The organism is Streptomyces sp. NPDC047841 (genome assembly GCF_040704085.1).
GTDB classification, from domain to species: Bacteria; Actinomycetota; Actinomycetes; order Streptomycetales; family Streptomycetaceae; genus Streptomyces; species Streptomyces argyrophylli.
The window spans coordinates 166,159-179,941 of the sequence record NZ_JBEYRP010000003.1 but is presented as its reverse complement, the minus strand read 5'-3'; the positions used below and the strand labels follow the sequence as shown (position 1 = coordinate 179,941).

Here is a 13,783-nt window from a genome sequence, read left to right as displayed (position 1 = left end):
GCGCTGTTCGGGGCGGGGCCCCGGATCGCCGTCCCGCCTGACGGCTCCCGGCCGGTCCGCGCTCGACACCCTGATGGCCCACACCTTGCTGAGCGGCACAGCCACTGCGCACATCGGAGGCGGCCCCCACCGACAACCCCGGTACGTCGGCGGGACCGGCCCCGGAGGTCAACCTGCACCCGAGCGGGGAGCGCCTCCGGCCGGGCGACACCGCTCCCCGGTGTGCCGTTGCCGGACGCGCCGGGCGGATTCCTCCGCCGACGCGGGCCGGCACGGCGGACTTCCGCACCGGTCAGCGGCGGGGGGCCAGCACCTGGGACAGGACGTCGTGCACGTAGGTGTTGGCGTGCTTGCCCGAGAACCGGCTCGCGAGCGGGCCGCCGGCCGTCACGGGAACGTCGACACTGGTGTGGCCGGAAGTCGTCCAGTCGATGGTGAACGTCCGGTCACTGCCGTGGATCGTGAACGGGCCGTCCTCGGCGGAGACACCGGTGCCGGACTCGTCCGTCGCGTCGTTCTCCTCGACGGCGAGGCCGCCGGTCTCGTGGTCGCCGGTGACCACGAGGAGGGTGTCCGGGTGGGTCGCCTGGTAGGCGCGGGCGACGGCGACGGCCTTCTCCAGCTGCTGCATCGACTGAAGGACGCGCGTGCCGTTGTTGCTGTGCGCGAACTCGTCGACGCCCTCTTCCTCGACCATGAGGAAGAAGCCCTTCTTGTTCTTGTCCAGCGTCTTCAGTGCCTTGCTGGTCATCGTGGCGAGGTCGACGACCGGGGCGTAGACGTCGCCCTGGCCCTCGGGGCGCTGCTGGAACATCTCCTCGTTGCCGAACAGGCCGAGCAACTTGCCGCCGGCGGCCTTGTCCAGGTCCTTCGCGGTGGTGACGTACTTGTAGCCGGAGCGCTGGGCCTTGGCGATCAGGTTGCCCTTGGTGCCGCGGCTGCCCTCGCTGGTGTCCTCGGCGGGCTTGTCGGGGAAGGCGCCCGCGGTGCCGGCCGGCAGCCACCAGTCCTCGCCGCCGCCCAGGATCACGTCCGGCTTGCTGACGTCGAGGTACTGGCGGGCGATCTCGTCCTGCTTGCCGCGGTCGGCGGTGTTGGCGAAGAAGGCCGCGGGCGAGGCGTCGGTGACCTGTGCGGTGGTGACCAGGCCGGTGGCCTTGCCCGCCGCCTTGGCCTGGGCCCCGAGCGTGGGGAGCGGGTTGCCGTCGGTGTCGACGCTGATCGCGCCGTTGTACGTCTTCTGGCCCGTGGCCCATGCGGTGGCGGCCGCCGCGGAGTCGGTGACCACCGCCTTGGGGTCGTCCGGCGTGGTGGTCAGCTGACCCGAGACCGGCAGCCGATCCATCGTCAGCCGGCCCTGAAGCCCGGCGAGATGCAGTCGTGCCGCCTCACGGGCGGCGGCACCCATGCCGTCGCCGTTGATGAAGATGACGTTCTTCGCGGCAGGGGCCTTCGCCTTCGCCGCGCTCTGCGGAGCGCTGGCGGACGCGCCCGGCGTGGGGTTGAGCACCATGGTCGCCACCACGGCCGCGGACGCCGCCGCGACAGGCGCCGCCCAACGCAGACCACGCACGTTTCTGTTCACAAAACTCTCCCATGGGGATCGCAAAGTCCTTCCTTTGCAATCTAATGGGGAGATGATCGGCCACAGCCGAACCACAAGTGACGTCTGCGCCAACAGTCCGCGTCCGTAGGACGGTGTACGAGACCAGCCTTGCCGCCGCGCCCGTAGTGAGGGGCACCGGGCGACGGGTCAACCCGCGGAGTGGGCCGCCGTGCTGATGACCTTGGCCACCGCGTCCGGGTGTGAGATGAGGGTGAGGTGTGACCCGCCCTTGAAGACGGTCGTCCTCGCGTGGGCGCGCCGAGCCATGCGCTGTTCCGACTGCGGGGTGATGATCCGGTCGCCCGTGCTGATGAAGTACCAGGACGGGATCGTCTTCCAGGCGGCGTGCTTCGACGGCGTGTCGAACGCGGCCGTCGAGGCGGCTCGCTGCGTCGCCCACAGGTTCTCGGCCTGGTCGGTGGGCAGGTCATTGGCGAAGTCCTTGACGAATACATTTTTCTTCAGGTACAGGTTCTTCGCCCCGGACGGCGCCTGAGGGTATGCCGCGCTGTCGAACAGCGTGCTGGGCGGCGCGTTCAGCGCCGACGTGGAACCGCTCAGGGATCCGTTGGTCTCCCCGACGGCGGGCGCGGCGGCGTCCACGTACACCAGCGCCTTGACGTTCTTGACCTGCGCGGCGGCGTTGGTGATGACACTGCCCCCGTAGGAGTGGCCGACGAGGACCACCGGACCCCGCACCGTCTTGAGGAAGTCGGCGATCGTCTGTGAGTCGGTGGTCAGGTTCTGCAGGGGATTGGCGACGGCACGTACCTGGTACCCCTCACCGCGGAGGATCTTGACCTCGCCGTTCCAGCTGGAGGCGTCGGCCCAGGCGCCGTGAACCAGCACGATGATGGGTTTGGCGGCGGCCGGGGAGGCGGTCGCCGGCAGGCCCGCGGCGGAGGCGTGCGCCGGGAGGAGCGCGGAGACGGCGAACGAGACGCCGGCCGCGGCGGCCGCGTAACGGAACGAGTGCGTTCGGTGCATACCCATACCCACAGTTCTTCAGCAGGGAGGTGACCGCGGCACCGGCTACGAGGGGAGCGACGGCCGGCTGTGCGGTGTCATCCGGGATCCCCGGGCACCTGCGGCCACGGGCCTGGCACTGCACGGCCCACACGCCCAATGTGCCACGCGCCGCACCGCCTCGCACTCGGGAGCGGCAGACCATGCGGCCGGGTCTGCCGCAAGACCGGCGCGGACGGCGGCCAGTGTCCCAACGCCCCCGCCCGCCCACGGCGTTGCGTACCGCGGCCATGTCACCCCGGGCGTACTCACGGTCGCCGGGCGCTCGGGGACGGCTGGGGCGTGGACGGGCTCACCGGACTCGGGACGGGGGTCGGCGTGCCGGCCGGCGGATGCGGGGAGCGGGCCGGCTCGACCGGGCGGGCCGGTTCGCGGCGCACCGAGAGGAACACCAGCGCGACCACGGCGGCCAGGACCAGCATCCCCACCACCGCCCGGCGCACCGGCACCCGCCGGGACCGCACCGGCCCGGCCGGCGGGCGCAGGGGGCGCAGGTCGGCCGGCCCGACGCGCTGTGCCCGCGCGGCCAGTGCGGCCCGCAACCGCTCCTCCACCGGCGTCGCCGTGCTCCCCGTACCGGACTCGTTCATCGCAGCCCCTCCAGACGCCGGCCCAGGGCGTCCAGCGCCCTGCTGGCCGTGGACTTGACGGCGCCGCGCGACAGCCCGAGCGTCGCCGCGATCTCCGCCTCGGTCAGATGCGACCAGTAGCGCAGCACCAGAACCTCCCGCTGCCGCCGGGTCAGCGTGCCCAGCGCCGCCAGCACCTCCCGGTGGTCCTCGTGCAGCAGCACGTCCTCCTCGGGAGCGGGCGCGTGTCCCTCGGGGGCGGGGGTGTGCGCACGTGCGGTCCTGCGCCGCCGCAGCACCGAGCGGGCCGCGTTGACGACGCTGGTCCGCAGGTACGCCTCCGGGTCGTCCAGCCGCGCGAGCCGGTGCCCGTGCCGCCGGAACAGCGCGGTGAACGCGTCCTGTACGACGTCCTCGGCCGTGGGCAGGTCGTCCACCAGCAGCACCGCCAGGCGCACCAGGGACAGCCTGCGGTGGTGGTAGAGCTCCTCGATGCCCGGTGGCCGCCCGGCGTCCACGGCGGTCCGGGTGCCGGTACGGGGCCCGGTGCCGGGCGCGGCCGGTGCCGTACCCGTGCGGATGCGGGCGAGGACGCGGGCCCGCAGTGCTGCTGCCGGGCGCCGCCAGGACGCGGGCCGCTCCCAGGGCGGGGCCGTCGCCGGTGGTGTCGCTGTCGTCATGGATCTCCCGGGCCCGGGTGCGGGGGAGCCGCCGCGCGACGGCTCCCCCGCACCGGCCCTGCCTCAGTGCTGCTGCGGAACCGGCGCCGGCGTGGCGTGGCGGTGGTGCGGTACGGGCGCCGGACGCGCGTGCTCCGGAGCGGGGGCCGGGTGCCGGGGCGCGGGAGCGGCGGTGGACGGCACCGGGCTCGGCGCGGCCGGTCCGGGCACGGAGGGCACCGGGGAAGGAGTGGCCGTGGCGGGGACCGGGGAAGGCGTGGCGGGCGCCGGTGCGGGGCTCGCCGTGCGTACGGGGGAGGGGACGGGGGACGGGGTCCCCGTGCGCACCGGCGACGGCACCGGGGAGGGGGTGGCGGCACTCTGGGAGCGGGCCGTGGGATGGGCGGCGCGGCTGCCGGCCGGGGCCGGGCCGTCGCCCTGGGCCGCCTGGGCGGTCAGGGTGCCGGCGACGGCCAGGGCGGCGCCCACGGCGGAGACCCCCAGGGCGGCGCGCAGCCGGTGGGTGCGGTTCGGGCGCGGGGCACGGTGTACGGACATGTGTTCCTTCGGTCGCTCGGGGTCGGACAACTGGACGAGGTGGAGGCCTCCACCCCGACAGACGTCCGACCCCGGGCGAGGTTGCGGGTGACCTCCGGCGAATTCTCCGCGACCCGTTTCCGCGACCCGTTTCCGCGGCCTGGTCCCTCAGCCCAGCCGCTTCAGCAGCTCCTCGGCGACCGGGGCCGAGGAGGCCGGGTTCTGGCCGGTGATCAGGTTGCGGTCCACCACGACGTGCGGCGCCCACGGCTCACCCGCCCGCACCTCGACCCCCGCCTCGGTCAGCCGGTCCTGGAGCAGCCACCTGGCCTGTCCGGCGAGGCCGCCCTGGGTCTCCTCCTCGTTGGTGAAGGCCGCCGCGCGGTAGCCGGCGAAGGCCTTGCCGCCGTCGGAGCGGACCGCGGCGAGCAGGGCGGCCGGACCGTGGCAGACCACGGCCAGCGGCTTGCCCGAGTCCAGGGCCGCCACCAGTAGCCGGCCCGACTCGGCGTCCACGGCCAGGTCCTCCATGGGGCCGTGCCCGCCCGGGTAGAACACGGCGGCGAAGTCGGCGAGGTCCACCTCCGCGAGCTTCACCGGCGTCCGCAGCTCGGTCATCTCCTCCAGCCCGCGGGTGATCTCGTCGGCCCTCTCCTGACCGCCGTTGACCTCGGCGGCCAGGCTCGCCCGGTCCACCGGCGGCACCACACCGCCCGGCGTGGCGACGACGACCTCGTGACCGGCGGCCTTGACGGCCCGGTAGGGGACCACGGCCTCCTCGGCCCAGAAGCCGGTCGGGTGCGCGGTGCCGTCGGCGAGCGTCCAGTGATCGGCGCCGGTCATCACGAACAGGATCTTCGACATGGGGTTCTTCCTCCAGAAGGCTTGCGTCCACGGGCGGTCCGGGGCCGCGGGGGCGGCGGGCCGGGCCCGCGGGAACGAACGTAGGCGAGACGACCCATAGGCATCCAATGAAGCACCCAATAGCTGACATTGGGTTTCCTATGGCAGCGGGGGAATGCCCGGCAGCCATACTCGGATCCGTGGAGACCGCTTCCCTCGCTTCCCTCGACCTGAACCTGCTGCGCACCTTCCTCGCGGTGTACCGCTCCGGCTCCTTCACCGGCGCCGCCCGGCTGCTCGGACTGTCACAGCCCACGGTGACGACACAGATGCGCGCGCTGGAGCGGCAGACCGGCCGGGAGCTGTTCGAACGCCTGCCGCGCGGGGTCACGCCGACCCCGGTGGCCGACGAGCTGGCGGCCCGGATCGCCGCGCCCCTGGACGAGCTGGCCGCCGTCGCCGGGCCGACCCCGCCGGCCGGCACCCGCGCCGATCCCGTGCATCTGGCCGGCCCGGCGGAACTCCTGTGCACCAGGGTCCTGCCGGCCCTCGCTCCGCTGATCACCGGAGGCGTACGGCTGCGGGTGGCGACCGGGCTGACCGATCCGCTGCTGGACGAACTGCGGGCCGGCCGCCACGATCTGGTGATCGCCACCACCCGCCCACGCGGCCGTACGGTGCACGCCGTCCCGCTCACCGACGAGGAGTTCGTACTGGTCGCTGCCCCGGTCTGGGCGGAGCGGCTGACGGGACGCGGCCCTGCGCGGGAGACCGATGCCGAGGGGGCCAACGGGCCGGAGACCGAGGGACGCGGGCCCGCCGCGCGGAGTGCCGAAGGTCAGGGGTCTGCCGTGCGGAATACCGAGGGTCTAGGGTCCGCCGTGCGGGGCGCCGAGGCCCACGGGCCCGCCGCGCGGGACGCCGAGGGGTTCGCGGTCGCCGCGCCGGGCTCCTTCGACCCCGCCGTGCTGCACGACGTTCCGCTCGTCACCTATGCCGAGGACCTGCCGATCGCCCGCCGGTACTGGCGGCACGTCTTCGGCCGGCGTCTGTCGCGTACCGCCGCCGTGACCGTCCCCGATCTGCGCGGGGTGCTCGCGGCCGTGGCCGCCGGCGCCGGGTTCAGCGTGCTGCCCCGCTACCTGTGCCAGGACCTCCTGGCGTCCGGCGCGCTCGTCGCGCTGCTGGAACCGGAGGACCCGCCGATCAACACCGGCTTCCTCGTCCAGCGCCCCGGTGCCTCCGACAACCCCGACGTGGCCCGCGTCCGCGCCCTCCTGCTGCGGGCGGCGCGCAGTTGGTAGCCGGTGGGCCGCTGCCGTGCGTGGCGGCGCCGAACAGCACCGCCGCGGCGGGCATCTGCGTCCCGCCTCCGCCTGGATGGCGGTGCCGGGTCGCGGGGCCGACGATGGTGCCGTGGGGTACGGCCGCCGCCGCCGCAGCGCCGGTGCCGTCCGAGGCCGCCGGGGGACGGTGGCCGGCCCCGGCCGCGGTCAGCGGCCGGAAGGGAGGACACCGTCATCCTGGAAGTGAAGACGGTCGAGAAGCCGGACGAACGGCGTGACTTCCCCCGCGGCCACATCGAAGCGCTCCACCTGACCGGGCTGGACTTCGCGGTGGGCACGTTCGAACCCGGGTGGCGCTGGTCGGAGAGCGTGGCGCCGATCGCGGGCACCGCGAGCTGCATGGTCCATCACAACGGGTACGTGGTGCGGGGGAGGCTGCACCTCCGCATGGACGACGGCGGTGAGAGCGAGGTCGGCCCCGGCGACGTCTTCGTCTGCCCGCCCGGCCACGACGCCTGGGTGGTCGGCGACGAACAGGTCGTGGTGTACGACTTCGCCGGGACGATGGCGAACGAGTACGCGAAGGGTTAGCCGGCGCCGGTTCCGTCCGCTGGCCCCCTCGCCCCGCCGGGCCGCCCCGGGAGCGGTCCGGCGGGGTCGCTCTACGCGTCGAAGGCCCGCGCCTCCTCCTCCGCGAAGGCGAGCGTGTCCGCGTGGCCGAACAGGCCCGGGAGGCCGCCGGTGTGGACGAAGACCGTCCGCTCGCCCGGGCGTACGGTGCCGTCCCGCACCGCCGCGTGCAGGCCGGCCAGGGCGCGGCCGGTGTAGACGGGGTCGAGGACCAGGCCCTCGGTGCGGGCGGCGAGGCGGAGGGCGTCCCGTACCGGGGCGGTGAGGACCGGGTAGCCGGCGCCCACCTGGTCCCGGCGGATCCGCAGGGTGTCCGGCGTGACCGCCTCCGCCGTGAGCGGCGCGGCGAACTCCGCGACCGCCGCGGCCGGGTCGGCCAGCGCGCCCACGTCGACGCCGAGTACCGACCCGCTGCCCAGGGCCGCGACCAGCCCGGCCATCGTGCCGCCCGAGCCGAGGGCCACGACCGCCGTGCGCAGGTCCGGCAGTTGCTCGCGCAGTTCGGTGCCGCAGCGTATGTACCCCCTGGCCCCCAGCGTGCTGGAGCCGCCGAACGGGATCAGTGCCGGGCGGGCGCCGCCGGACCGCAGACGCGCGCAGACCTCGGCCGCCGCCGCGTCCAGCCCGGCCTGGTCCACGTCGCCGGCCCAGGCGAGCCGCGCCCCGAACAGGCCGTTCAGGGTGAGGTTCCCGGAGCGGGAGGCGCCGGGGCTGCCGCGCAGGACGAGGACGACGTCCAGCCCCAGCCGGGCGCCCGCGGCGGCGGTCAGCCGGGCGTGGTTGCTCTGCGGGGCACCGGTGGTGACGAGCGTGTCCGCGCTCTCGGCGAGGGCCGCGCCCACCGTCCACTCCAGCTTGCGGATCTTGTTGCCGCCGGCGCCCAGGCCGGTCAGGTCGTCCCGCTTCACCCACAGGTCCTCCGGTCCGAGCCCGAGCGCGGCGGCGAGCCGGGGCGCCGGTTCCAGAGGGGTCGGGAAGGTGCCCAGCGGTACGGGCGGGTGGGTCATGGTGGTGTCCTTGAGTCGGTGTCGGTGTCGGTGTCGGTGTCGGGGCCAGTCGATCACGGACGGACGCCCGGCGTCGTGACCGAGGCGAGTCCGTTGCCAGGAGCAGGTCGGCCGAAACCGTGGCCACGTCCGCCCTCACACCGGCAGCAGGCCCGCGATCAGCGCGCTGAGCTGGGCGGCCGTGCGGCACTCGTGCATCTCGACCAGCTCGGCGTAGGCGGGCGCGGCCGAGTCGCCGGTGCCCCAGCGGTCGCGCGGCTCGGGGTTGAGCCAGTAGACGCGCCGGGCCCGCCGGGCCAGCTCGCGCACGGCGGGGAGGTTCGGGTCGCTCATGTTCGTCCGGGCGTCACCGAGGACGAACACCGTCGTACGCGGCCCCACCGCAGCGCCGTACCGCTCGGCGAACTCGCCCAGCGCCACGCCGTAGTCACTGCTGCCGTGCCAGCCGGTGAGCGTGGCCTCGGCGCGGATGCGGGCGCCGAGCCCGTCGGGGTCGGCGCGGCCGTGGTCGAGCAGGCCGGTGACCTCGTCGAGCCGGTTGACGAACGCGAACACGCGCACCTTGCCGAACTGGTCGTGCAGCGCCTGCACCAGGAGCATGGTGAAGTCCGAGAACCCGGACACCGAGCCCGACACGTCGCACAGCAGCACCAGTTCGGGCCGGGCCGGGCGGCGCCGCCGCAGCACCGGCCGCATCGGCACGCCCCCCGTGGACAGCGAGGAGCGCAGGGTGCGGCGCAGGTCGATCGTGCCGCGCGCGGCCCGGCGGCGGCGCGCGGCGAGCCGGGTGGCCAGCTTCCGCGCCAACGGCTGGACCGCGCGGCGGAGTTCGGTGAGCTGGTCCCGGTTCGCGATCAGGAAGTCGACCCGGTCGGCGGTCGGCCGCACAGCCCGCCGGGCGATCTCGTCCCGCCCCCGCCGCTCGGCCACCCGGCGCCGGGCCTCCGCCCCCACCAGCCGCCGGAACTCCTCGATGCGGCGCCGGATCTCGTCGTCCAGCAGCCGGTCCGCGAACCCGGTGCCGCCGCTGCCGTCCCGGCCCCGGACGTCGGCCCGCACCCGGGCCAGCAGGGTCTGGGGCCGCAGCCGGTCCAGGGTCTGGTACGCCGACCAGCCGTCCGAGCCGGGTGCACTCCCGTACCCGCCCAGGCCGTCGACCGCCTCCGCCGCCAGCCGGGCCATCATCGCCCGGTCGTCGGCGGCCAGCGCCTCGGCCAGCCGGTCGCGCAGGGCGTCCCGGTCCCGGGGGGCGTCCTCGGGACCGCCGACTCCGCGCGGGAAGTAGAGGTCGAAGGCCGAGTCGAACAGGGCCCGTTGGCCCGGTCCGTGGAGCAGCGTCGCCGCCAGCCCCTCGCGCAGGCGCTCCCGGTCCGCGAGGCCCAGCGCCTCCACCGCCCGGGCCGCGTCCACGGTCTCCCCGGTGCCGATCCGGACCCCGTGCGCGCGCAGCGCCGCGGCCAGGCCGGTGATCCGGTCGGCGACGGCGGTCACAGCGCGTCCAGGTCGAGCTTGGCCGCCGCCTTCTGGATGTCGTCCTGGTGCTTGAGGATCACCCCGAGGGTGTCCCGTACGACGGTCCCGTCCAGCGTCCCGGCGCCCAGCGCGAGCAGGGTGCGGGCCCAGTCGACGGTCTCCGCGACGGACGGCGCCTTTCGCAGGTCCATCGCGCGCAGCGCCCCGACGACCCGGACCACCGACTCGGTCAGCGCCGCGCCGAGGCCCGGCACCTTCAGCCGTACGATCCGCCGCTCCAGCTCCTCCTCGGGGAAGCCGATGTGCAGGAACAGGCAGCGCCGGCGCAGCGCCTCGGACAGCTCGCGGCCGGCGTTGGAGGTGAGGACGACGAACGGGCGGCGGGTCGCGGTGACCGTGCCCAGCTCCGGGACCGTGACCTGGAAGTCGCTGAGCACCTCCAGCAGCAGCCCCTCCATCTCCACGTCGGCCTTGTCGGTCTCGTCGATGAGCAGCACGGTCGGCTCGTCGCCGCGGATGGCGGTCAGCAGCGGGCGGGGGAGCAGGAACTCCTCGGTGAAGATGTCGGTGCGGGTCTCGTCCCAGCTCTCGCCGCGGCCCGCGCTGATACGCAGCAGCTGCTTGGCGTGGTTCCACTCGTACAGCGCCCGGGACTCGTCCACGCCCTCGTAGCACTGGAGCCGTACCAGCCGGGCCCCGGCCACCTGGGCGACGGCCTTGGCCAGCTCGGTCTTGCCGACCCCGGCGGGGCCCTCCACCAGCAGCGGCTTGCCCAGCCGGGCGGCGAGGAACACGGTCGTGGCGACGGCGGGGGAGGCGAGGTAGCCGGTCCCGGCGAGGCGGGCGGAGACGTCGTCGACGGACGTGAACAACGGGGCCTCCGGCGAGGTCGGGGACGGGGTCCGTGAGGAGCGGTTGGCGCTCTCCTATCTAAGCGCTTGTTCAGCTTGCGCGCCATGCTGTACACCGATCGGTCTCCTCCGCCCGGCGTCGCGGTAACCTCGCAGTATGACCAGCAAAGAGAAGGCGTCCCCCCGCGACCGGCTGCTCGACGCCGCCGCACGGCTCACCTATCGCGACGGCGTCTCCATCGGCATCGAGGCGCTGTGCCGGGAGGCGGGCGTCTCCAAGCGGTCGATGTACCAGCTCTTCGAGAGCAAGGACGAGATGCTGGCCGCCAGCCTGGAGCGGCGGATGCCGGCGTACCAGGCCCGGCTGACCCACCCCGATCCGGCGGCCGTGACCCCGCGCGAGAGCATCCTGTACGTCTTCGAACAGATGGAGAAGGGCTCCGTGGAACCCGAGTACCACGGCTGCCCGTACCTGGCCGTGCTGGTCGAGGTGAAGGATCCCGGGCATCCGGCGAGCGTGGTCGCCCGCGAGGCCAAGGACACCCTGCTGAGCACCTTCCGCGAGGCCGCGCAGCGAGGTGGCGCGCGGGACCCCGAGCTGCTCGCCCGCCAGCTCCTGCTCGTCTTCGACGGCGCCAACGCCCGCGCCGGCGCCCGGGTGGAACACCTGGACGACGGACTCGCCACGACGACGGCGACGGCCCTGCTGGACGCGGCGGGAGTCCACTGACGCGGATGCGTACGCGGCCCCGGCCGCAGGCCACATGCCGCTTGGCTGGGGTCGGCGGGGCACAGGGGGGCCGGGTGGGGGTCGTTGCGGGCGCGCCTCGGTGCCGCCGCCAGGCTGGGACGGGCAGGGGCACGTACCGCCTCGCTGTGGGCGGGCGGGGCGCGCATCCCCCTGCCGGCCCCCCCCGCCGGGGCCCCACGGCACTCGCCGTCCCCGTCCGGGTCACCACAACGTGCCGCCGGGCTCGTCCGTCCGGTGCAATGGAGCCGTGATCGCCCCTCCGGACGACTGCCTCGCGCGCAACGAGTGGATCTGCGGCGCCTATCTGAGCACCCGCCGCCAGATCCTGCTCGACGCGGTCGTCCAACACCTTCGGCTGACCTTCCTGGCGGTCCTCGTCGCCATGGTCATCGCGCTGCCGCTGGCGGTGCTGGCCCGCCGCTGGGGCTGGGCGGCCGGGCCGGTCCTCGCCGTGACGACGATCCTCTACACCATCCCGTCGCTGGCCATGTTCTCCCTGCTCCTGCCGCTCTACGGCCTCTCGGCCACCCTGGTCGTCGCCGGGCTCGTGCTGTACTCGCTCACCCTGCTCGTCCGCAACATCCTCGCCGGCCTGCGCGCGGTCCCGGAGGAGACCCGGCAGGCCGCGCGGGGTCTCGGCTACGGCCCCGTCCGCCTGCTGCTCACCGTGGAGCTGCCCCTGGCCCTGCCCGCCGCGATGGCCGGCCTGCGCATCGCGACCGTCTCGGCGGTCTCCCTGCTCACGGTCGGGGCGATCGTCGGCTTCGGCGGTCTCGGCAACCTCATCTACGCCGGCATGAACACCTACTTCAAGGCGCAGGTGCTCACCGCGTCCGTCCTGTGCGTGCTGATCGCCGTCGCCGCCGACCTGCTCCTGCTGGGCGTGCAGCGGCTGATCACCCCCTGGACGCGGGCGGCCCGCACGTGAGCACCCTCGCCGCCGCCTGGGACTGGCTGGCCGACGCCGCGCACTGGCCGGGCGACGACGGCATCCGGCACCGGCTGCTCCAGCACCTCCTGCTCACCGTCGGCTGCCTGGTCCTCAGCTGTCTGACCGCGCTGCCCGTCGCGCTCGTCCTCGGCCACCTCGGCAGGGGCGGCGCGCTCGCCGTGAACCTCTCCAACGTCGGCCGGGCCGTGCCCACCTTCGCCGTGCTGGTCCTGCTCCTGCTGACCCCGGTCGGGAGGTGGGGGGACGGCCCCACGGTGGTCGCCCTCGTGCTGTTCGCCGTACCGCCGCTGCTCACCAACGCCTACGTCGGCATGCGCGAGGTCGACCAGGGCGTCGTCCAGGCCGCCCGGGGCATGGGCATGACCGGCCGGCAACTGCTGTTCCGCGTGGAGCTGCCCCTGTCGCTCCCCCTGCTGCTGAACGGCGTGCGGATCGCCGCCGTCCAGCTCGTCGCCACCGCCACGATCGCCGCGCTCGCGGGCGGCGGCGGCCTCGGCCGGATCATCACGGCGGGCTTCAACCTCGCCAGCACGCCCCAGGTGGTGGCGGGCGCCCTGCTCGTCGCGGTGTTCGCCCTGCTCGTCGAGGGCGTCTTCGAGATCGCCGAGCGAGTGGCGCCGGCATGGGTGCGGGGCGGCCGATGAGAGCCGGAGCCCGTGCCGCACTCGCCACCGCCGCCCTCCTCGCCCTGGGGGCCTGTGCCACCGGCCCGTCCCTGGAGGACCGCGGGCAGGTCACCGCGCCGCCCGGGGACAGCCGTCACCTGACCATCGGCTCGGCCGGCTTCACCGAGAGCGATCTGCTCGCCCAGATGTACGCCCAGCTGCTCGACCAGGCCGGCTACAGGACGTCCCTCCTCACGGTCGCCAACCGGGAGCTGTACGAACCCGCCCTGGAGTCCGGCCAGATCGACGTCGTACCCGAGTACGCGGCGACCCTGGCCGACTGGCTGAGCGCCAGGACCCACGGCGCGGACGCGCCCCCGGCCGGCTCGCCCGACCTCGACACCACGATGAAGGCCCTGCGCGCCCTCGCCGCACCCCGCGGCCTCACCGTCCTTCCGCCCGGCCGGGCCGTCGACCAGAACGCCTTCGCGGTGACCGCCGCCTACGCCCGCCGCCACCACCTCAGGACCCTCGGCGACCTCGGCGACTCCGGGCTGAAGGTACGGCTCGCGGCGGGCGACGAATGCGTGCGACGGCCGTACTGCGCGCCCGGTCTGAAGAAGGTGTACGGCATCGACGTCACCGGCGTCGACCCCAAGGGCGTCGGCACCACCCAGGCCAAGCGGGCCGTGCAGGAGGGACGCGACCAGATGGTGCTGACCACCACCACCGACGCCACCCTCGACGCCTTCGGCCTGGTCCTGCTCGCCGACGACAGGCGACTGCAGAACGCCGACTACGTCGTCCCCGTCGTCAACCGCGCCCGCGCGGGCGGCCCCGGCGTGGCGAAGGCGCTCGGCAGGCTGAACGACGTGCTCACCACCGCCGACCTGGCCGCCATGAACCGGCAGGTCGACAGCTGGCGGCGGCTGCCCGCCGACGTGGCCCGTGCCTACCTGAAGGACAAGGGCCTGCTGAGGTGACCCGG

At 74.5% G+C, this 13,783-nt stretch carries 15 protein-coding genes; 6 read left to right on the top strand and 9 right to left on the bottom strand.

Going from position 1 to position 13,783, the window contains the following annotated elements; translation table 11 throughout:
• Window positions 1-292: 292 nt before the first annotated feature.
• The 6 genes from AB0947_RS05440 to AB0947_RS05415 all read right to left on the bottom strand — a co-directional run bounded on the left by AB0947_RS05440 (window position 293) and on the right by AB0947_RS05415 (window position 5,261).
• Window positions 293-1,585: an alkaline phosphatase gene (locus AB0947_RS05440; protein ID WP_366748930.1), complete on the bottom strand. Its 1,293-nt coding sequence runs from the start codon at window positions 1,583-1,585 to the stop codon at window positions 293-295.
• Window positions 1,586-1,753: 168 nt separating this feature from the next.
• Window positions 1,754-2,599, bottom strand: a complete 846-nt coding sequence (locus tag AB0947_RS05435) for an alpha/beta hydrolase (RefSeq protein WP_366748929.1) — start codon at window positions 2,597-2,599, stop codon at window positions 1,754-1,756.
• 281 nt (window positions 2,600-2,880) lie between these two features.
• Complete coding sequence (locus AB0947_RS05430) at window positions 2,881-3,222, bottom strand: hypothetical protein (RefSeq protein ID WP_366748928.1); 342 nt, start codon at window positions 3,220-3,222, stop codon at window positions 2,881-2,883.
• A complete protein-coding gene (locus tag AB0947_RS05425) occupies window positions 3,219-3,881 on the bottom strand; it encodes a SigE family RNA polymerase sigma factor (RefSeq protein ID WP_366748927.1) in 663 nt (220 codons plus the stop codon). The genes AB0947_RS05430 and AB0947_RS05425 overlap by 4 nt, the downstream gene beginning before the upstream one ends.
• A 63-nt stretch (window positions 3,882-3,944) precedes the next feature.
• A complete protein-coding gene (locus AB0947_RS05420; protein WP_366748926.1) occupies window positions 3,945-4,418 on the bottom strand; it encodes a hypothetical protein in 474 nt (157 codons plus the stop codon).
• Window positions 4,419-4,565: 147 nt separating this feature from the next.
• Entirely contained in the window at window positions 4,566-5,261 is a 696-nt protein-coding gene (locus AB0947_RS05415) for a type 1 glutamine amidotransferase domain-containing protein (protein ID WP_366748925.1), read from the bottom strand.
• 140 nt (window positions 5,262-5,401) lie between these two features.
• Here AB0947_RS05415 and AB0947_RS05410 point away from each other — a divergent pair, with 140 nt between their 5' ends.
• Window positions 5,402-6,544, top strand: coding sequence for a LysR family transcriptional regulator (locus AB0947_RS05410; RefSeq protein ID WP_366748924.1), 1,143 nt, complete (start codon window positions 5,402-5,404; stop codon window positions 6,542-6,544).
• Between the two features lie 216 nt (window positions 6,545-6,760).
• Window positions 6,761-7,117 (top strand): cupin domain-containing protein, encoded by a 357-nt coding sequence (locus tag AB0947_RS05405; protein ID WP_366749178.1) that lies wholly within the window; start codon window positions 6,761-6,763, stop codon window positions 7,115-7,117.
• A 71-nt stretch (window positions 7,118-7,188) separates the two neighbouring features.
• Here the strand turns inward: AB0947_RS05405 and AB0947_RS05400 are convergent, their stop codons facing one another.
• From AB0947_RS05400 to AB0947_RS05390, 3 genes are all read right to left on the bottom strand, one after another.
• A complete protein-coding gene (locus AB0947_RS05400; RefSeq protein ID WP_366748923.1) occupies window positions 7,189-8,163 on the bottom strand; it encodes a D-cysteine desulfhydrase family protein in 975 nt (324 codons plus the stop codon).
• 135 nt (window positions 8,164-8,298) lie between these two features.
• A complete protein-coding gene (locus AB0947_RS05395) occupies window positions 8,299-9,654 on the bottom strand; it encodes a VWA domain-containing protein (RefSeq protein ID WP_366748922.1) in 1,356 nt (451 codons plus the stop codon).
• The gene (locus tag AB0947_RS05390) at window positions 9,651-10,508 is read right to left on the bottom strand and encodes a MoxR family ATPase (RefSeq protein ID WP_366748921.1); all 858 of its coding nucleotides are present in this window, start codon (window positions 10,506-10,508) and stop codon (window positions 9,651-9,653) included. The genes AB0947_RS05395 and AB0947_RS05390 overlap by 4 nt, the downstream gene beginning before the upstream one ends.
• A 136-nt stretch (window positions 10,509-10,644) precedes the next feature.
• Between AB0947_RS05390 and AB0947_RS05385 the strand changes: the two genes are divergently transcribed.
• From AB0947_RS05385 to AB0947_RS05370, 4 genes are all read left to right on the top strand, one after another.
• Entirely contained in the window at window positions 10,645-11,217 is a 573-nt protein-coding gene (locus AB0947_RS05385; RefSeq protein ID WP_366748920.1) for a TetR/AcrR family transcriptional regulator, read from the top strand.
• A 268-nt stretch (window positions 11,218-11,485) separates the two neighbouring features.
• A complete protein-coding gene (locus tag AB0947_RS05380; protein WP_366748919.1) occupies window positions 11,486-12,166 on the top strand; it encodes an ABC transporter permease in 681 nt (226 codons plus the stop codon).
• The gene (locus AB0947_RS05375; protein ID WP_366748918.1) at window positions 12,163-12,834 is read left to right on the top strand and encodes an ABC transporter permease subunit; all 672 of its coding nucleotides are present in this window, start codon (window positions 12,163-12,165) and stop codon (window positions 12,832-12,834) included. The genes AB0947_RS05380 and AB0947_RS05375 overlap by 4 nt, the downstream gene beginning before the upstream one ends.
• A complete protein-coding gene (locus AB0947_RS05370; protein ID WP_366748917.1) occupies window positions 12,831-13,778 on the top strand; it encodes an ABC transporter substrate-binding protein in 948 nt (315 codons plus the stop codon). The genes AB0947_RS05375 and AB0947_RS05370 overlap by 4 nt, the downstream gene beginning before the upstream one ends.
• Window positions 13,779-13,783 lie beyond the last annotated feature (5 nt).